Source organism: Streptomyces longispororuber (genome assembly GCF_014656095.1).
GTDB classification, from domain to species: Bacteria; Actinomycetota; Actinomycetes; order Streptomycetales; family Streptomycetaceae; genus Streptomyces; species Streptomyces longispororuber.
On the sequence record NZ_BNBT01000038.1, the window covers coordinates 1 to 18,799 of the forward strand.

The following is an 18,799-nucleotide window of genomic DNA, read 5'->3' on the forward strand; positions in this document are numbered from 1 at the left end:
CACGCTGGGCCTCGGCGCCCTGCCGCGGGCGCCCCGCGCCCCGCCCCCGGCCGGCCCAGCCGGCGCGGTGCTCGGCGGCGGCGTCGCCGGCCTGACCGCCGCGCACGAGCTCGCCGAGCGCGGTTTCGCCGTCACCGTCTACGAGCGCCGCGCGCTCGGCGGCAAGGCCCGCAGCTTCGGCGTGCCGGACAGCGCGAAGGGCACCCGCGCCCCGCTGCCGGGCGAGCACGGCTTCCGCTTCATCCCGGGGATCTACCACAACCTGCCGGACACGATGCGCCGCATCCCCTTCCCCGGGAACCGCAACGGCGTCTGGGACAACCTGGTCGCGCCGCCCGAGATGAGCTTCGCCCGCTCCGGGGGCCGCGAGGACATCCGGATGCCCATCCCGGGCCGGGACGGCACCCCGGCCGACCTCACCCCGGACGACATCGCCCGCGCGCTGACCGCGTTCCTCGACACGGCGTTCAGCATCCCCGCGCACGAGGTCGCGTACTTCGTGAACCGCGCCCTGGTCTTCCTCACGAGCTGCGACGAGCGCCGTGACGACCAGTGGGAGGCCGAGCCCTGGTGGGACTTCGTACGGGCCGAACGGATGAGCTACGACTACCGGCGCATCCTCGCGATCGGCGTGACCCGCAACATCGTGGCGACCAAGGCGGAGGTGGCCAGCACCCGCACCGTCGGCACGCTCGGCGAGGCCTTCGTGTTCAACGCGCTCGGCCGGGGCGCGGACGGCCCGCCCGACCGCATCCTGAACGCGCCGACCAACGAGGCCTGGATCGACCCCTGGGTGGAGCACCTGAGATCGCTCGGCGTCGACTTCCGCGTCGGCTGGACCGTGCGCGAGGTGGCGTACGGCGGCGGACGCGTCACCAAGGCGGTCATCGAGGACCCCCGGGGCGCCCGCCAGGACGTCACGGCCGACCACTACGTGCAGGCCATGCCGGTGGAGCACGCCCGCAGGACCTGGGGCGCGGCGCTGCGCGCGGCCGATCCGCAGCTCGCGCGCTGCGACAAGCTGCGGACGGACTGGATGACGGGCATTCAGTTCTATCTGACGGAGCGGCCGAAGATCGTCGAGGGGCACTTCAACTGCGTCGACTCGGCGTGGTCGCTGACGGGCATCGCGCAGGCCGCGCACTGGAAGGGCCGCGACTTCCCCGCCGACTACGGCGACGGCACCGTCCTCGACTGCCTGTCCGTGGACATCTCCGAGTGGGACAAGCCGGGCATCCTGTATGGCAAGACGGCGAAGAAGTGCACGCGCGAGGAGGTGGCGCGCGAGGTGTGGGCGCAGTTGAAGGCCCACCTCAACGACACCGGCAAACAGGTCCTGAGCGACAGCAAGCTGCACTCCTGGTACCTGGACCCGGGCGTCGACGGCATCGGCGGCCCGAACCCCACGAACGAGGACGAGCTGCTCATCCACCCCGTGGGCACCCTGCACAACCGCCCCTCGGCCGCCACGAAGGTCCCCAACCTCTTCCTGGCGGGCGACTACGTGGCCGTGGACATCGACCTGGCCACCATGGAGGGCGCCAACGCCGCCGCCCGCCAGGCCGTCAACGCCCTCCTCGACCGGGTGGGCTCGGACGCGAAGCGGTGCACGGTGAAGCCCCTCTACCGCGCCCCGGAGCTGGAAGGACTCAAGCGCGCCGACCGCGCCCGCTACCGCCTCGGCCTGCCGAACGCCTTCGACCTGGGCTGAGAGCTAGGCCGACATGGGGCGGAAATTGGGTCGAAAAGGGGTAATTGCTGATAGATCTCCCGGTCGGTTCGGGTAGACCCCCGGCATGACATGGCGAACACGCGTGGCACACACCACGGCGCGAGGAGCGCGAGTGCGGCGGGCGGCGGTCCTGGTGACGGCGCTCGCCGCACTCGCGCCCGCCTGCACACTGGCGGAGCAGGCCGAGAATCCCGAGAAGCCGAGGAAGGAAGCCGTACGGCAGGGTCCGCCCGGCAAGCCGGCCGACGGCCGGGTTCTCGCCGTGAAGATCGACAACGTCCAGCCGGCCCGCCCGGGGACCGGTCTGGAGGCGGCCGACATCGTCTACGTGGAGCAGGTGGAGTCCGGGCTCAGCCGGCTGATGGCGGTGTACGCCCGCAAGCTGCCGCCGGTGGTCGGCCCGGTGCGCAGCGCGCGTGAGACGGACCTGGAGCTGCTGCGCCAGTTCGACGGCCCGGCGCTGGCATTCTCCGGGGCACAGTCCAAGCTGCTCCCGCTGATCGACGCGGCCCCGCTGCGCGCCCTGCCGCCGGAGGACAGCACCGAGAAGGCGTACCACCGGGACGAGTCGCGGCCCTCGCCGCACAACCTCTACGTCCGGCCGAAGGCCCTGGGGGCGCGGGTCGACGAGGCCGGCCTGAAGAGCACGGGGTTCCGCTTCGGGGCGGCACCGGCGGGCGGCACCCCGGCGACGCGGCACACGGTCGACTTCCCCTCGGCGAACTTCGCGTTCACCTGGGTCGAGTACGAGGGCCGCTGGCACATCGCGATGGACGGCACGCCCGCCCGGACGCCGTCGGGCAAGGCCTTGTCGGCGGCCACGGTGGTGGAGCAGCGCGTCGACATCCGCGACTCGCGCTTCCGCGACGGCTGGGGCAACTCCTCGCCCTTCAGCCGCACCGTGGGCGCGGGCACCGCGCGGGTGCTGCGGGACGGCCGCGCCTACGAGGCGCGCTGGCGGCGGACGTCGCCCCAGGACGGCACGGAGTTCACCACGGCGGACGGCAGGCCGCTGGCCTTCGCGCCGGGGCCGGTGTGGGTGGTGTTCACGAAGGCGTGAGGGGCGCGGACGGCGGGTCGCGGTGTTCCTGTCGTTCCGGTGAGCTGTCGTTCCAGGGAGCTGTCGTTCCAGTGAGCGGGTCGGCGGGCCCGTGGGCGTCGCGGGCGAGGGCGGCCAGGTCAGCGCGCTCCGTACACCGGCTGGGGCGGTTCGGCCCTGGAGAGCAGTTCCAGGGCCGTGTCGCCCGCCTCGGCGGGGCTGCGGCGGGTGCCCTTGTCGGCGCTGGGGCCGGGGCGCCAGCCCTCCATGACGGTGATGCGACCGCCCTCGGCCGCGAAGACGCGGCCCGTGACCCCGGCGGAGGCGGCCGAGCCCAGCCAGACGACCAGCGGGGACACGTTTTCCGGGGCCATCGCGTCGAACCCGCCCTCCCTGGGTGCGGCCATGGCCTCGGCGAAGGTCCGCTCGGTCATCCGGGTGCGCGCGGCGGGCGCGATGGCGTTCACACGTACCCCGTAGGGCGCGAGTTCGGCGGCGGCGACCGCCGTGAGCCCCAGGATGCCCGCCTTGGCGGCGCTGTAGTTGCCCTGACCCACGCTGCCCGCCAGGCCCGCTCCCGAGCTGGTGTTGACCACGCACGCGTGCGGCGCGCCTCCGGCCTTGGCGGCGGCCCGCCAGTGCCGGGCCGCGTGCTTCAGGGGCAGGAAGTGCCCCTTCAGGTGCACGCGCAGGACGGCGTCCCAGTCGTCCTCGTCCAGGTTGACGAGCATGCGGTCGCGCAGGAAGCCCGCGTTGTTGACGAGCGTGTCGAGGCGTCCGTACGCCTCCACGGCGGCCCGCACCAGGGACTCCGCCCCCTCGGGCGTCGCGACGTCGCCGCCGTGGGCGACGGCGTCGCCGCCCGCGGCGCGGATCTCCGCCACGGTGTCCTGGGCGGGGTCCCCGGAGGCCCCCGAGCCGTCCAGGGCGGCCCCCAGGTCGTTGACGACGACCCGCGCGCCCTCGGCGGCGAACGCGCGCGCGTGGGCGCGGCCGAGGCCCCGGCCCGCGCCGGTGACGATCACGACGCGGCCCGCACAGATCCCGGATGCGGCGGTGGTGGTCATACAGACTCTCCTTCGTACGGGACGGCTGGCGTATGGGGGGGGCGACGTGCCTCGGGGGCCGGGCTGCTCCTGGCGGGGGCGGCGGGCCGCGGGGTCAGTGGTTGACGGTCGCGGCGTCCAGGAACGCGGGCCGCTCGCCGCCGCCGTGCAGGTGGAGCGCGGCGCCGCTGATGTAGCGCGCGGCGTCGGAGGCGAGGAAGAGGCAGGCGTCGGCGGCGTCCGCGGGCTCGGCGAGGCGGGCCAGGGGGATGGTGCGGGCCACGGCGGCGACGCCGTCCTCGTCGCCGTAGTGCAGATGGGCGCTCTCGGTGCGCACCAGGCCGAGCACGACGGTGTTCACGCGTACGTGCGGCGCCCACTCCACCGCCATCGTGCGGGCCAGGTTCTCCAGGCCCGCCTTGGCGGCGCCGTAGGCCGCGGAGCCGGGTGAGGGACGGGTGCCGCTGACACTGCCGATCATGATGACGGCGCCGCCCTTCCCCTGACGGCTCATCACCTCATGGGCGGCCAGGGAGGCGTAGAGCGGCGCGAGCAGGTTCAACTGCACGATCTTCGCCTGGCGGGCGGCGGGGGTGTCGGCGAGCAGGCCGAAGGGGGTGCCTCCGGCGTTGTTCACCAGGACGTCGATCCGGCCGTGGTCGGCGGCGACGCCGAGGCAGAAGGCGCGAGCGGCGTCGGGGTCGCGCAGGTCGACCGGGCGGAACTCGGCGGTGGCGGGCGGGCCTTCGCGGCGGGCTCCCCGGCGCGGGGCCCGGACCGGCTCGGCGGGCGGGTTGCGGGCGCAGACGACGACGCGCGCGCCGGCGGCGAGGAAGCCGCGGGCGATCCCGGCGCCGACGCCACGCGTACCGCCGGTGACCACGACCACCTGTCGATTGTCAGTCATCGCTGCTACCTTCCTGAGGAACTAACAAATGTTTGGTTGAAGGCGCTGGTCGAAAGGTAGCGGATCCTCTGATGCCTGTCTCCACTTCGCCCCCGAGGGAGGGCGTGGCCGTGGTCACGGTGGACCACGCCCCGGTCAACGCCCTGCCGGTGCGGGGCTGGTTCGCGCTGGCGGACGCGGTGCGCGCCGCGGGCCGCGACCCGGCGGTGCGCTGCGTGGTCCTCACCGCCGAGGGCCGGGGGTTCAGCGCGGGCGTGGACGTCAAGGAGCTGCGCGACGACCCCGGCCACGACGCGCTGATCGGTGTCAACCACGGCTGCGCCGAGGCCTTCGCCGCGGTGTACGACTGCGCGGTGCCGGTCGTCGCGGCCGTGCAGGGCTTCTGCCTGGGCGGCGGCATCGGCCTCGTGGGCAACGCGGACGCGGTCGTGGCGAGCGACGACGCCACGTTCGGCCTGCCGGAGCTGGACCGGGGCGCGCTCGGCGCCGCCACGCACCTGGCCCGCCTGGTCCCCCAGCACCTGATGCGCGCGCTGTACTACACGGGGCGTACGGTCACCGCCGCCGAGCTGCACGCGCACGGCTCGGTGTGGCGGGTGGTGCCACGCGCCGAACTGCCCGCGGCGGCCCTGGAGCTGGCCCGCGAGATAGCCGGCAAGGACGGCACGCTGCTGCGCCTGGCGAAGGCCGCGATCAACGGCATCGACCCGGTGGACGTGCGCCGGAGCTACCGCTTCGAGCAGGGCTTCACCTTCGAGGCGGGCCTGAGCGGGGTGGCCGCCCGCGTCCGCGCCGGCTTCGGCGAGCGGGGCGTACGGGGTCCGCAGGGCGCCCAGGGTGAGGAGGGCACGGCATGACGGACGCGATGGGCGCTCCTGGCACCCCGGACACCCGGGACACGGCGGGCACCGCGCGACGGACGGACGCCCAGGAGAAGACGGACCCCCTGGACAAGACGATGACGCCCGAGGAGATCGTGGGGCGCTTGGAGAGCGGGATGACGCTGGGGATCGGCGGGTGGGGCTCGCGCCGCAAGCCGATGGCGCTGGTGCGCGCGCTGCTGCGCTCCCCCGTCACCGACCTGACGGTGGTGGCGTACGGCGGCCCGGACGTGGGGCTGCTCGCCGCCGCGGGGAAGATCCGCACATTGGTCACGGCCTTCGTGACGCTCGACTCGATCCCCCTGGAGCCGCACTTCCGGGCGGCCCGCGAGCGCGGCGGCATCGACCTGGTCGAGCTGGACGAGGCGATGTTCCTGCAGGGCCTGACCGCCGCCGCCCAGCGGCTGCCGTTCCTGCCCGTGCGCGCGGGCCCCGGCTCGGACGTGCTGCGCGTCAACCCCGGCCTGCGCACCGTCACGTCGCCGTACGAGGACGGCGAGGAACTGGTCGCGGTCCCCGCCCTGCGCCTGGACGCGGCCCTGGTGCACCTGAACCGCGCCGACCACCGCGGCAACGGCCAGTACCTGGGGCCCGACCCGTACTTCGACGACCTGTTCTGCGAGGCCGCCGACGCGGCGTACGTGTCCTGCGAGCGGCTCGTCGCCCCCGGCGAGCCGGCCCGGCACGCCGCGCCCCAGACCCTGCTCGTCTCCCGGCACAGCGTCACGGGCGTGACCCAGACACCCAAGGGAGCGCACTTCACCTCCTGCGCCCCGGACTACGGCCGCGACGAGCCGTTCCAGAAGGCCTACGCCACCGCCGCGGCCGACCCGGCGGCCTGGGCGGCGTTCCACCGCCGCTTCCTGTCCGGCGACGAGGAGGACTACCACCTCGCCGTCCGGGCCTGGCACAAGGAGCAGCGATGACGCTTCCCGCGACTCCCCCGGGCGCCACCCGCGCCGAGTACTGCGTCGTGGCGTGCGCCGAGGCCTGGCGCGGCGACGGGGAGGTCCTGGCCTCCCCCATGGGCACGGTCCCGGCCCTCGGCGCCCGCCTCGCCAAGCTGACGTTCGCGCCCGGTCTGCTGCTCACGGACGGCGAGGCGCTCCTGATGGGCGACGTGCCCGCGCTGGGGGCGCGCCCGGAGGTCACGGAGGGCTGGCTGCCGTACCGCCGCCATCTGACGATGGTGCTGGGCGGGCGGCGGCACGTCATGATGGGCGCGAGCCAGATCGACCGCTTCGGCAACCAGAACATCTCCTGCGTGGGCGACTGGCACCGCCCCGCCCGGCAGCTCATCGGCGTGCGCGGCGCGCCCGCCAACACCCTCAACCACCCCGTCAGTTACTGGATCCCGAAGCACGCGAGGCGGGTGTTCGTCGCACGGGTCGACATGGTCAGCGGCGTCGGGTACGACCGCGCCGCGGCGGCGGGCCCGTCGGCGACCCGCTTCCACGAGCTGCGCCGCGTCGTGTCGAACCTGGGCGTGTTCGACTTCGCGACCCCCGACCGCTCGATGCGGCTGGTGTCCGCGCACCCGGGCGTGACCCCGCGTCAGATCCGCGAGGCGACCGCCTTCGACCTGCGCGTCCCCGACGACCCGGACGTCACCCGCGCGCCCACCCCGGCCGAGCTCCACCTGATCCGCGACGTCCTGGACCCCACCGGCCTGCGCGAGCGCGAGGTTCCCTCATGACGGCCGTGCCGCTGCTGCGGACGCCCCTGACCCGGCTCGTCGGGGTGCGGCACCCGATCGTGCAGACCGGCATGGGCTGGGTCGCGGGCCCCCGCCTGGTGTCCGCGACGGCCGCGGCGGGGGCGCTGGGCATCCTGGCCTCCGCCACGATGACCCTGGAGCAACTGCGCGCGGCGGTACGGGAGGTGAAGTCCCGCACGGACGCCCCGTTCGGGGTGAACCTGCGCGCGGACGCGGTCGACGCGCGCGACCGCGTCCGGCTGCTCGCCGCCGAAGGGGTACGCGTGGCGTCCTTCGCCCTGGCCCCGTCCCGGGACCTCGTCGCCGAGCTCAAGGACGCCGGTGTCCTCGTCATCCCGTCCGTGGGCGCCCGCCGGCACGCGGAGAAGGTCGCGGCGTGGGGCGCGGACGCCGTCCTCGTCCAGGGCGGCGAGGGCGGCGGCCACACCGGTGACGTAGCCACGACCGTGCTGCTGCCGCAGGTCGTGGACGCCGTGGACATCCCCGTGATCGCGGCGGGCGGCTTCCACGACGGCCGCGGCCTGGTGGCGGCCCTCGCCTACGGCGCGGCGGGCGTGGCCATGGGCACCCGCTTCCTGCTCACCGCGGACTCGCCGGTCCCCGACGCGGTGAAGGCCCGCTATCTGGCGGCCACGGCCAAGGACGTCACCCTCACCACCCGGGTGGACGGCCTGCCCCACCGGATGCTCCGCACGGACCTGGTGACGGCCCTGGAGCGCGCCGGCCGCCTCCGCACCCTCCGCCACGCCCTCCGGCACGCCGCCGCGTTCCGCCGCCTCTCCGGCCGCACCTGGCCCGACCTGCTCCGCGAGGGCCGCGCCCTGCGCCGCACCAAGCACCTCACCTGGACTCAGACGCTCCTGGCCGCGAACACCCCCATGCTCCTCAAGTCGGCGCTGGTGAACGGCGACCCCGACCACGGCATCATGGCCGCCGGCCAGGTAGCAGCCCTCATCGACGACCTCCCGACCTGCGAAACCCTCATCACCCGCATCATGCAAGAAACCCACGAAACCCTCACACGCCTACTCCCCCCACACCCGAACGCCCCACCCAACACATGAGCACGAGCACAAACTTTCAGCCCGCCCAGCACATGAGCACGAGCGCGAAGTTTCAGCCCGTCCGGCGCTTGAGGACGAGCGCGCAGCGCGAAGATCCAGCCCGTCCGGCGCTTGAGGACGAGCGCGAAGCGCGAAGATCCAGCCCGTCCGGCGCTTGAGGACGAGGCCGAAGGCCGATGCCCCCGCTCAAGGCGCCCCCGCCAGCCCCCGTTCGGCACGAGCCGCCAACCCGTCCGCCCCACAGCTCCGCGCCAGCGCGAGCCCCCGCTGCAGCTCCTCCACGCTGCCCGCGGCCAACCCGTACTCGACGCGTGCGACGGCGTGCTCGTACGCACAGGGCGAGGCCTCCAGATAGGCCACGGCCTTGGCGTACAGGGCGGTGGAGCGCGCGCCGGACGCCAGCGCGGCCTCGCACCGCAGGGCCTCGCCGATGGCCGTGTCCGTGCCGAAGCGCTCGGCCTGGACGCGGGCGTCGGCGGCGATGTCGGCGGCGCGCCGCGGGTCCTCGGCGGCGAGCGCCCGCGCCAGGTCGTACGCCCACGGCGCGAGCACCGTGTTGTACTGGCCACGCGCGGTCAGCGCCTTCGCCGTGGCCTCCAGTTCGTTCAGCCCCTCCTCCCGGCGGCCGAGCGCGAGGAGCAGCCGGCCGCGGACGGACATCGCGTCGGGGACGTAGATCGTGGACGCGGAGGGCGGCGCGAAGCCGTAGCGCTCGGCGACGGTCTCGGCCTGCTCGGCGTGGCCGCGGGCGAGCAGGGTGTCGATGAGCATGCTGGCCGCCTCCCAGTGCATCGGGAGCTGGCCCTGGCCGACGCGGTCGGCAAGGCGCAGGCTCTCGCGGAGCGACTTCTCGGCGTCCCTGAGCCGTCCGCGGCGGCGGTACACGTAGCCGAGGAAGGCGTGCGCGAGCGCGAGGTGGCCGCCGCCCCAGCCCGCCGTCTCGCAGGCCTTGACCGCCTCGGTGAACAGGCTCTCGGCGCGGTCGAGCCGGTCGGCGAACGCGTACGAGCCGCCGAGCATGAGGCGCAGCTCGAAGCTCCACTCGGCGTCGGTCCAGCCGAGGCCGGGCGCGAGGCGGCCGTTGACGAGGGCGCGGTCGCACAGCTCGACGACCTCCTCGGCGTTCTCGCCGCGGGTCATCGCGTCGAAGGCGCGCAGGATGAGCAGGGCCCGCTCGGCGTTGTCGCGGCCGGTCAGGGGGCCGGCGAGCGCGGCGAGGCGGCGGGAGCGCCCGGGTGAGTCCTCCTCGCCCGCGTGGATGCCCTCCCACATGAAGTGCACGGCCTGGAGGCGGAGCCGGGCGGGCCCCTCGGGCAGCCGGGCCGCCTCCTCGGCGATGGCGTGCAGGCCCTCGCCGAGCTGGTCGTTGTGGACCAGTGCCTGGGAGAGGCGGCACACGGCGTCGACGCGCAGCTCCTGGCTCAGGCCGCGCGTCGCCAGGGCCTGGCGCAGATGGCGGATGGTGGTGGCGGGCGAGGTGAGCAGGGTGGCGCAGCCGAGTTCGTAGAGCACGTGGGCGTGCACGTCGGGCCGGGGCGGCTCGTCCAGGGCCCGCTCCAGGCAGCGCCGGGCGGCGTCGGGCGCGCCGACGGCGAGGTGTTCGGTGGCGGCCTGGCGCAGTTGCTCCACGAGTTCGGGATCGTCGTCGGGGATGACTTCGAGCAGGTGCCGGGAGGCGGCCGCCGCGCCGAGGCCGGAGCGGGTGACGGCCCAGGCGGCCCGGCCGTGCATGGCGGTGCGGGTGGCGAGCGGGATGGAGTCGTACACGGCCGAGGCGATCAGCGGGTGCACGAACTCCAGGCCCTCCTCGCCGCCGGTCACGATGCGCGCGGCGCGCAGCCGCTCCGCGCACCGCTCGGCCTCGTCGCGGCGCATCCCGGCGAGGGACGCGGCGAGGTCGACGGAGATCGCGGAGCCGAGGATCGCGGCGGCCCAGGCGAGGCGGACGACGTCGGTGCCGAGCTCCTCCAGGCGGGCGACGAGGCCGCGGCCGCGCGCGGTGCGGTTCAGGGCGCGCAGTTCGGCGGCGGAGCTCTCGGCCGGCTCCAGCTCGCTGTCCTGCACCTTGGCGAGGAGCTCCACGGACTCGTACGGGTTGCCGCCGGTGACGGCCCACACCTCGCGGCAGAAGGGGTCGTCGGCGTGCTCCCCGAGCGTGGCGCGGGTCAGGCCCGCCGTGGCGTCCGGGGTGAGGGCGCGCAGCACGGTCGCGGGCCGGGCCGCCTCGCCGATGCGGTCGAGGAGGCGGGCGCGCTCGCCCTCGGCGTCGCCGGGCCGGTGGGCCACCACGACGAGGACGGGGAGGTCGTCGAGGCGCTCCGCGAACGCGGCGAGCCAGGCCAGCGTCTCCTGGTCGGCCCAGTGCGCGTCGTCGACGAGCAGGACGAGCGGCCAGTGCAGTCGGGCGAGCCGGGAGACCACGGCGACCAGGCCGTCGCACACGGCCTGCGGGTCCGGCCTGCCGCTGCCGGGCTCGGCTATGCCGAGGGCGGGGCCCGCGATCTCGTACCAGTCGCCGAGGTAGGCCCGGGCCTCGTCGGGCGAGAAGGCGACGAGCGCGGGCTGGAGGAGCTGGCGCACCACGTTGAAGGGCACGGACTGGAGGGTCTCGCCGCCGCGCGCGGCCCAGACGGTGGCCCGGTCGTGGGCGATGCGGCGCACTTCGGCCATGAGCGCGGTCTTGCCGATGCCGGCCTCGCCGCTGAAGACGAGGAGGCCGCCCTCGGTGGTCCGGTCGGAGCACAGGGCGGACACGGCCCGCTCGGCAGCGCGGGTCTCCTCGTCGCGCTCCCACAGCGGGGACCAGGCGCCACCTCCGGGCCGTCCCTGCGTCATCGCGCTACCTCCCGGGGTCGCTCAATCGACGTACAGAACTTGAGACTAGCCGGGTCGGGCCCGTCACGGAGCGAGGTCCGGCCAGCTCCTCCCGCACGGGTGACACCCGGTCATATGCCGGGCCACCCGCGGGGTACGGGCCGCGGGCGGCGGCGCCCGGCCCGGGACGGCGCACCGGGGCGGGGGCGCGGGTCACAGGCGTTCGACGAGCGTGACGTTGGCCTGGCCCCCTCCTTCGCACATGGTCTGGAGGCCGAACCGGCCGCCGGTGCGCTCCAGTTCGTGCAGGAGCGTCGTCATCAGCCGGGCACCGGTGGCACCGAGGGGGTGGCCCAGGGCGATGGCGCCGCCGTTGACGTTGACCCGCCCGGGGTCGGCGCCGGTCTCCCGCAGCCAGGCGAGGACGACCGGCGCGAAGGCCTCGTTGATCTCGACGAGGTCGATGGCGTCGAGCGTCAGGCCGGTCCTCCGCAAGGCGTGCGCGGTGGCCGGTATGGGCGCGGTGAGCATGCGGATGGGGTCCTCGCCGCGCACGGAGAGGTGGTGGACGCGGGCGCGGGGCGTCAAGCCGTGGTCGCGCACCGCGCGTTCACCGGCGATGAGGAGGGCGGCGGCGCCGTCGGAGACCTGGGAGGAGCAGGCGGCGGTGATCCGGCCGCCGTCGAGGACGGGCTTGAGGGCCGCCATCTTCTCCAGGGTCGTGTCGCGGCGCGGCCCCTCGTCGGCGGTCACGTCCCCGTACGGCACGACCTCGCGGTCGAAGCGGCCCTCGTCGAGCGCCCGCAGCGCGCGCCGGTGGGAGCCGAGCGCGTACTCCTCCATCTCCCGCCGTGAGATGCCCCGTTCCTCGGCGATCAGCTCGGCGCCGTGGAACTGGTTGACGGGCTTGTCCCCGTACCGGGCGCGCCAGCCCGCGCTGCCCGCGAAGGGGCCCTCGGTGAGGCCGAGGGGCTCGGCGGCCCGCCGGGAGGCGAAGGCGATGGGGACCATCGACATGTTCTGCGTGCCGCCCGCGACGACGAGGTCCTGGGTGCCGGAGAGGACGGCCTGGGCGGCGAAGTGCACGGCCTGCTGCGAGGAGCCGCACTGCCGGTCGACGGTGACGCCCGGCACCTCTTCGGGCAGCCCGGCGGCGAGCCAGCTCGTACGGGCGATGTCACCGGCCTGCGGGCCGACCGCGTCCAGGCAGCCGAACACGACGTCGTCGACGGCGGCGGGGTCCACGCCGCTGCGCTCCATGAGCGCGGTGAGCACGTGGGCGCCGAGGTCGGCGGGGTGCGCGGCGGCGAGTCCGCCGCCGCGCCTGCCGACGGGCGTACGGACCGCTTCGACGATGTAGGCCTCGGCCATGGCTGCGTACTCCTCGCGTGACGGGCGCCGCGCGGCGGCGCCGGGCTAGGCGCGGACGGCGATGCCGTCCAGCACCATCGACAGGTACTGGCGGGCGATCTCCTCGGGGCTGTGGCCGCCGCCCGGCCGGTACCAGGACGCGGCGACCCAGACGGTGTCGCGGACGAACCGGTAGGTGAGCCGGACGTCCAGGTCGGCGCGGAAGACGCCGTCGGCGACGCCCCGTTCGAGCGTCGTGAGCCAGGTCTTCTCGAAGCGCCGCTGGGACTCCAGGAGGTACTCGAAGCGGGTCTGGGCGACCAGGTGCCGGGACTCCTTCTGGTAGATCGCCACGGCCGCGCGGTGCCGGTCGATCTCCCGGAAGGACTCGGTGACGAGCGCCTCCAGCGTCTCGCGCGGGCCGAGCGGCGCGGCGAGGACGGCCTCGTACCCGTCCCACAGCTCGGTTAGGAAGGTGCGCAGGATCTCCTCGAGCATCGACTCCTTGGAGTCGAAGTGGTAATAGAGACTGCCCGCGAGCATGCCCGCGGCGTCCGCGATCTTGCGGACGGTGGTGGCCTTGTAGCCCTGCTCGGCGAAGACGTCCGCGGCGATGCGCAGGAGCTCGGAGCGGCGCTCGCCCTGGTCCTTGGCCGGGCTGGTGGTGGCCGGGCTGGTCGGGTTGGCCCGGTTGCTCTGGTCTGTCCGCTTGCGGCTCGGTTTCCGGTCCGGGGCCTGCCGCTGGTCCTGGCGGCTCTGCTGGTCCTGACGGCTCTCCTGGTCCTGGCGGCTCTGCTGGTTCGGGGTCTGCTTCTGGGTCGGCACGCGCTCATTCTCCGCCTAGGGGTGCCTGCTGCTGACGGAGACCGTCTCACCCGTCATGTACGAGGAGTAGCCGCTGGCGAGGAAGACGATCACGTTGGCTATCTCCCAGGGCTCGGCGGGCCGCCCGAAGGCCTCACGCGCGGTGAGCTCGTCCAGCACCTCCGCCGAGGTGACCTTGGCGAGGTGGGGGTGGAGGGCGAGGCTCGGCGCGACCGCGTTGACCCGGATGCCGTGCGGGGCGGCCTCCAGGGCGGCGCACCGGGTGAGGGCCATGACACCGGCCTTCGCCGCGGCGTAGTGCGCCTGGCCCGCCTGGGCGCGCCAGCCGAGCACCGAGGCGTTGTTCACCACGACCCCCTGGCCGCCGGTGGCGCGCAGGCGGCGCAGGGCGGCGCGGGTGCAGCGGAACGTGCCGGTCAGGGTGGTGTCGACGACTCGGTGCCACTCCTCGTCGGTCATCTCCGTGAGGGCCGCCGTCCCGCCGAGGCCCGCGTTGTTCACCACGATGTCCAGGCCGCCGTGGCTCCGCTCGGCCAGGTCGAACAGCGCGGCCACCTCGGACTCGTCCGTCACGTCGCAGCGCACGCCGTCGACGCGGGCGGCACCGAACTCGGCGGCCAGCGCGGCCACCGCCTCCTTCGTGCGGCGCGCGTGCGCGTCGCCGATGACGACGCGGGCGCCCTCCTCCAGGAAGCGGCGGACCGTGGCGCCGCCGATGCCCGCGCCGGCGCCCGCGGTGACGACGGCGGCGCGGCCGGTGAGCAGGCCGTGTCCGGGCACGTACGTCGGTGCTGCCATGGCGTCCCCCGATCGAGTGCTCGACGTCCGACCCTCCACACGATAATCTACCAAACACTTGTTAGGGAAGAGTCGGTACCGACGGGCGGCGGGCGGTGGGTGCTGCGCGGCGGAGCGGACGGAAGCGGCGAGTGGCCGCGTGTGCGGCGAGAGACGGGAGCAGGGGATGGACCTCGACTTCACCCCGTGGGAAGAGGAGTTCCGGCTGCGGGCGCGCGCCTGGCTCGCGGCGCACGTGCCCCGCTCTCCCCTGCCGTCCCTGGAGACCGAGGAGGGCTTCGCCGCCCACCGCGCGTGGGAGGGCGAGCTGGCGGCGGACCGCTGGTCCGTGGTGGCCTGGCCCGAGGAGTACGGCGGGCAGGGCGTTGACCTCGTCTCCTGGCTCCTCTTCGAGGAGGAGTACTACGCCGCGGGCGCCCCCGCCCGCGTCTCGCAGAACGGCATCAGCCTGCTGGCGCCGACGCTCTTCGACCACGGCACCGCGGAGCAGCGCGCCCGGGTGCTGCCCCCGATGGCGCGGGGCGAGGTCGTCTGGGCGCAGGCCTGGTCGGAGCCGGAGGCCGGGTCGGACCTGGCGTCGCTGCGGGCCACCGCCCGGCCGGTGGCGGGCGGCTGGCGGCTGAGCGGGCAGAAGACCTGGTCGTCGCGGGCCGCGTTCGCCGACCGCGCGTTCGGTCTCTTCCGCAGCGGCCCGCGCGCGGAGCGGCCGCACCAGGGCCTGACGTACGTGATGTTCCCGCTGGACGCCGAGGGCGTGACGATCCGCCCGATCGGCAGGCTCGACGGCAAGCCCGCCTTCGCCGAGGTCTTCCTGGACGACGTCTTCGTCCCGGACGAGGACGTGATCGGGGCGCCCGGCGACGGCTGGCGCATCGCCATGTCGACGGCCCGCGCCGAGCGCGGCCTGACGCTGCGCTCCCCCGGCCGCTTCCTCGCCACGGCGGACCGCCTGGTGCGGCTGTGGCACGCGTACGGCGACCCGGCCGACACGGCGCTGCGCGACCGGGTGGCCGACGCGGTGATCGGCGCCCGCGCGTACCAGCTCTTCACCTGGGCCGGCGCCTCGCGCATCCGGGCGGGCGGCACGCTCGGCGCGGAGTCCAGCCTGAACAAGGTGTTCTGGTCGGAGTACGACATCGCGGTGCACGAGGCGGCGCTGGACCTGCTGGGTGCGGAGGGGGAGTTGACGGGGGCGGAAGCCGGGGCCGCGGCCCCGGGCACGGAGGGGCAGGGAGTGGGGGACCGAGACGCGAAGGCCCAAGACAGGGGGGATCGAGGCGCGGAGGGCCAAGGCGCGGGGGATCAAGGCGCGAAGGGCCAGGGCGCGGAGGGCCAGGGCGCGGAGGGCCAGGGCGCGGAGGGTGGCTGTGGGGATCCTTCGGCGTGGACCGAGGGGTACGTCTTCTCCCTCGCGGGGCCGATCTACGCGGGCACCAACGAGATCCAGCGCGACATCGTCGCCGAGCGGCTGCTCGGCCTGCCCAGGGGGCGGCGCTGATGAGGTTCCTCCTGGACGACGAGCGGCGGGCGTTCGCGCGCTCCCTCGACGGCCTGCTGACGGCCGCGGACACCCCGGCGGTGGCACGCGCCTGGGCCGCCGGCGACCACGCGCCGGGCGCGGCGGTGTGGCGGCGGCTCGCGGACACCGGGGTGTTCACGCTGGTGGCGGGCGAGGAGTACGAGGGCGTGGGACCGCTGCCCGTCGACGTGGCCGTCGCCTTCGTGGAGCTGGGGCGGCACGCGGTGCCCGGGCCGCTGGTGGAGACCGCGGCCGCGGCGGCGCTCCTCACCCGGCTCGCCGAGCGGGGCGTGACCGCGCCCGCGAAGCGACTGCTGCCCTCCCTGGTGGCGGGCGAGACCAGGGCGACGCTCGCGCTGCCCGGGACCGGGCCGTACGTGCTCGACGCGGACGCCGCGTCGCTCGTCCTCGCCGTCGAGGCCGGGCAGGTGCGGCTCGCGCCCGGCACCGTGCGCGTGCGGGCGTCCCGCGACCCGCCGCGGCGCCTCGCCAAGCCCCTGCCCGGCGGGGAGGTGCTGGCCTCCGGGCCCGCGGTGGCCGGGGCGGCGCGGTGGGCCCTGCGGTGGGCGGCCCTCGCCACGGCCGCGCAGTGCCTCGGCGTGGGGGCGGCGCTGCTCGACCGGACCGTGGCGTACGTGAAGCAGCGGACGCAGTTCGGGGTGCCGGTCGGCTCCTTCCAGGCCGTCAAGCACCGCCTCGCGGACGTGCTGGTGGGGCTGGAGTTCGCGCGGCCGCTGGTGTTCGGGGCGGCGGTGACGCTCCACGAGGAAGGGTGGGGGGACGTGGCGGCCGCCAAGGTCGCGGCGGCGGAGGCGGCGTACCGCTCGGCGCGGGCCGCGCTCCAGTTGCACGGCGCGATCGGCTACAGCTCCGCGTACGACCTGTCCCTGTGGCTGCTCAAGGCGCGTGCCCTGCGGGGAGCCTGGGGCAGTGTCAGCCACTGGCGCGGCCTGTCCCTGCCCCCCGCCCCGACGGGTTCGAGGAGACCGGTGAGCCCCGGCCACCCCGGGTGAGCGCCCCGCTCGACGCCCCCGTACGGACGAGCCCGGGGCGGCGGGGGCGCACGCGGCGCTCGCGCGGGCGTCAAGGGGGTGGCACCGGGCTGTAGGCGTGACGGTACCGGGCCCGCGGAGGCGCTGTGCCGGGTCTGGCGCGCGCGCCCGGTGGCAGTGCGGCGCCGTAAGGGGCGCGTGGGGAAAGCGCATTGATCCGGGGCCGAGGGGGCGCTTCCGTGAGGGGCCGCGGTGTGGGGGCATAGTGGGAAGGGCCGTGCCCGGCGCGCGGGCTGGCGGAACCGGAAGACCGGAAAGAGGAGACTCCGTGCGTGTGATCGGCCTGATGTCCGGCACCTCCTACGACGCCATCGACGCCGGCGCCGTCGACCTCGACCTCGACGGCGACCGCCTGGTCCTGACCCCCTTGGGCCTCATCAGCCGCGGCTACGACGACGCGCTCCGCTCGGCCCTGGCGACCGCCCTGCCCCCGGCGGCCACCACGCTGGCCGACGTGTGCCGCCTCGACACGCTCATCGGGCAGGCCTTCGCCGCCGCGGCCGTGGAGGCGGACAGGGAACTGTGCGACGGGCGCGCCGAGTTGGTCGCCTCGCACGGGCAGACCGTCTACCACTGGGTGGCCGACGGGCAGGTCCGCGGCACCCTGCAGATCGGCCAGCCCGCGTGGATCGCGGAGGCCACGGGCCTGCCGGTGGTCGCGGACTTCCGGCCGCGGGACGTCGCGGCGGGCGGCCAGGGCGCGCCGCTGGTGAGCCTGGTGGACCAGATGTGGCTGCGCGGCCGGCCCGGCACCCCGGTGGCGCTTAACCTGGGTGGCATCGCCAACATCACCGCCCCGGACGGCACCGCCTACGACACGGGCCCGGCCAACGCGCTCATCGACGCGGCGGTGCGGGAGCTGACCCCCGAGGGCCGGGCCGCGCACCTGGCGTACGACCGGGAGGGCGAGCTCGCCGCGCGCGGCACCGTGCACGGGGAGCTGCTCGCCCGGCTGCTCGACGAGCCGTACTACGCGCTGCCCGCGCCCAAGACGACGGGCAAGGAGCTGTTCCACCCGGCCTATCTGCGCCAGGCGCTGCGCGGGTTCGAGGGGCTGGCGGCCGAGGACGTGGTGGCGACGCTGACGCGGTTGACGGCGCTGACGGTCGCGGCGGCGGTGCGCGCGGCCGGGGCGACGGAGGTGCTCGCCTCCGGCGGCGGCGTCCGCAACCCCGCGCTCATGGCGATGCTGCGCGAGGAGCTGGGCCCCTCAGTGCCGGTGCGCCGCTCCGACGACCTGGGGCTGCCGTCGGCGGCGAAGGAGTCGTACGCCTTCGCCGTCCTGGGGTTCCTGACGGCCCACGGCCTGCCCGGCACCGTACCGGCGAGCACCGGGGCGCGGCACCCGAGCGTCCTCGGTTCCCTCACCCCCGGCCGCGCGGGCCTGCGCCTGCCGGGCCTGACCGACACGGACCGGGAGACTCCGGTGCCGATGCCGACCCGCCTCGTGGTGGACGGCCAACGCGGCTGAGCGGACCATGGTTGGGCCGGTCGGGGCTGGTGCGGCCAGCGGTGGACGGCCCCTCCGGCGAAGCGAACAACGGCCGGGGCGGACGAGGCAGGTGTGACCGAGCGCCGGTGCAGTCGAGCGGGCCGCGCCCGATGGGGCCGAGCGGATGAGGACCAGTTCGGCGGAGCGGGCGATGGCCGGTTCGGTCGGACGGACGGCCCGCTGTCCTCTGTGGGGCCGCGTCGGCTGCCCTCCGCCGGGCGCAGCGGTTGCCGCCGCCGGCCGCGCTGGTGGTCGTCCGCCGGCCGCGCTGGTGGTCGTCCGCTGGCCGCGCCGGTCGGCGTACGTTCAGCCGCGTCTGCCGTTCGCCCCTGGGGAAGTCCGCCGTCCGCCCCTTGGCGAAGGGCCGTCCCGGTGTCGACCGGCACCGCGTCGGGGCGGCTGGGTCGCCGCCGTGCGGGACGGGCTCGTGGGATCGGACGCGTTCGCCGTGCCCGAACCGGTGCGGGCCGCGTGGATGTGGGCCGGTGGGGGGGCGCGGGGACAGCGGTCGGTCCGGGACGGGTCCGCGTATCCGGGGCGGGTCCGCGGATGCAGGGCAGGTC

Annotated in this window: 15 protein-coding genes; 9 read left to right on the plus strand and 6 right to left on the minus strand. The window is 75.3% G+C overall.

The features are described 5' to 3' along the window. Positions 1-4: 4 nt before the first annotated feature. Both IE330_RS14865 and IE330_RS14870 read left to right on the plus strand, forming a co-directional pair. On the plus strand, positions 5-1,711 hold the full coding sequence (locus IE330_RS14865; protein ID WP_190136499.1) for a hydroxysqualene dehydroxylase: 1,707 nt from the start codon (positions 5-7) through the stop codon (positions 1,709-1,711). Positions 1,712-1,796: 85 nt separating this feature from the next. Next, positions 1,797-2,792 (plus strand): DUF3048 domain-containing protein, encoded by a 996-nt coding sequence (locus IE330_RS14870; RefSeq protein WP_190136464.1) that lies wholly within the window; start codon positions 1,797-1,799, stop codon positions 2,790-2,792. A 119-nt stretch (positions 2,793-2,911) separates the two neighbouring features. On the opposite strand, the gene IE330_RS14875 is transcribed toward IE330_RS14870, so the two are convergent. Then, positions 2,912-3,838 (minus strand): SDR family oxidoreductase, encoded by a 927-nt coding sequence (locus tag IE330_RS14875; RefSeq protein WP_190136465.1) that lies wholly within the window; start codon positions 3,836-3,838, stop codon positions 2,912-2,914. 94 nt (positions 3,839-3,932) lie between these two features. After that, positions 3,933-4,724, minus strand: coding sequence for an SDR family oxidoreductase (locus IE330_RS14880; RefSeq protein WP_190136466.1), 792 nt, complete (start codon positions 4,722-4,724; stop codon positions 3,933-3,935). 71 nt (positions 4,725-4,795) lie between these two features. Between IE330_RS14880 and IE330_RS14885 the strand changes: the two genes are divergently transcribed. The 4 genes from IE330_RS14885 to IE330_RS14900 all read left to right on the plus strand — a co-directional run bounded on the left by IE330_RS14885 (position 4,796) and on the right by IE330_RS14900 (position 8,386). After that, a complete protein-coding gene (locus IE330_RS14885; RefSeq protein ID WP_190136467.1) occupies positions 4,796-5,581 on the plus strand; it encodes an enoyl-CoA hydratase family protein in 786 nt (261 codons plus the stop codon). Positions 5,582-5,682: 101 nt separating this feature from the next. Then, positions 5,683-6,531 (plus strand): CoA transferase subunit A, encoded by an 849-nt coding sequence (locus tag IE330_RS14890; protein ID WP_190136500.1) that lies wholly within the window; start codon positions 5,683-5,685, stop codon positions 6,529-6,531. Then, positions 6,528-7,301: a CoA-transferase subunit beta gene (locus IE330_RS14895; protein WP_190136468.1), complete on the plus strand. Its 774-nt coding sequence runs from the start codon at positions 6,528-6,530 to the stop codon at positions 7,299-7,301. Before IE330_RS14890 ends, IE330_RS14895 begins: the two co-directional genes overlap by 4 nt. Before the next feature lie 14 nt (positions 7,302-7,315). Then, positions 7,316-8,386, plus strand: a complete 1,071-nt coding sequence (locus IE330_RS14900; protein WP_190136501.1) for an NAD(P)H-dependent flavin oxidoreductase — start codon at positions 7,316-7,318, stop codon at positions 8,384-8,386. Positions 8,387-8,572: 186 nt separating this feature from the next. Here IE330_RS14900 and IE330_RS14905 read toward each other — a convergent pair whose 3' ends face one another. From IE330_RS14905 to IE330_RS14920, 4 genes are all read right to left on the minus strand, one after another. Next, the gene (locus IE330_RS14905) at positions 8,573-11,221 is read right to left on the minus strand and encodes an ATP-binding protein (protein ID WP_190136469.1); all 2,649 of its coding nucleotides are present in this window, start codon (positions 11,219-11,221) and stop codon (positions 8,573-8,575) included. 192 nt (positions 11,222-11,413) lie between these two features. Further along, entirely contained in the window at positions 11,414-12,571 is a 1,158-nt protein-coding gene (locus IE330_RS14910) for an acetyl-CoA C-acetyltransferase (RefSeq protein ID WP_190136470.1), read from the minus strand. A 45-nt stretch (positions 12,572-12,616) separates the two neighbouring features. Next, positions 12,617-13,171, minus strand: a complete 555-nt coding sequence (locus tag IE330_RS14915; protein ID WP_190136502.1) for a TetR/AcrR family transcriptional regulator — start codon at positions 13,169-13,171, stop codon at positions 12,617-12,619. A 219-nt stretch (positions 13,172-13,390) separates the two neighbouring features. Next, on the minus strand, positions 13,391-14,173 hold the full coding sequence (locus IE330_RS14920) for an SDR family oxidoreductase (RefSeq protein WP_190136471.1): 783 nt from the start codon (positions 14,171-14,173) through the stop codon (positions 13,391-13,393). Positions 14,174-14,339: 166 nt separating this feature from the next. On the opposite strand from IE330_RS14920, the gene IE330_RS14925 reads away from it, so the two are divergent. The 3 genes from IE330_RS14925 (at position 14,340) to IE330_RS14935 (ending at position 18,215) form a co-directional block, all read left to right on the plus strand. After that, on the plus strand, positions 14,340-15,671 hold the full coding sequence (locus tag IE330_RS14925; protein ID WP_229925651.1) for an acyl-CoA dehydrogenase family protein: 1,332 nt from the start codon (positions 14,340-14,342) through the stop codon (positions 15,669-15,671). Next, positions 15,671-16,705 carry an acyl-CoA dehydrogenase family protein gene (locus tag IE330_RS14930; RefSeq protein WP_190136472.1) on the plus strand — a complete coding sequence of 345 codons (1,035 nt, stop codon included), beginning with the start codon at positions 15,671-15,673 and terminating at the stop codon, positions 16,703-16,705. The genes IE330_RS14925 and IE330_RS14930 overlap by 1 nt, the downstream gene beginning before the upstream one ends. Before the next feature lie 307 nt (positions 16,706-17,012). Further along, positions 17,013-18,215 carry an anhydro-N-acetylmuramic acid kinase gene (locus IE330_RS14935; protein ID WP_190136473.1) on the plus strand — a complete coding sequence of 401 codons (1,203 nt, stop codon included), beginning with the start codon at positions 17,013-17,015 and terminating at the stop codon, positions 18,213-18,215. Positions 18,216-18,799 lie beyond the last annotated feature (584 nt).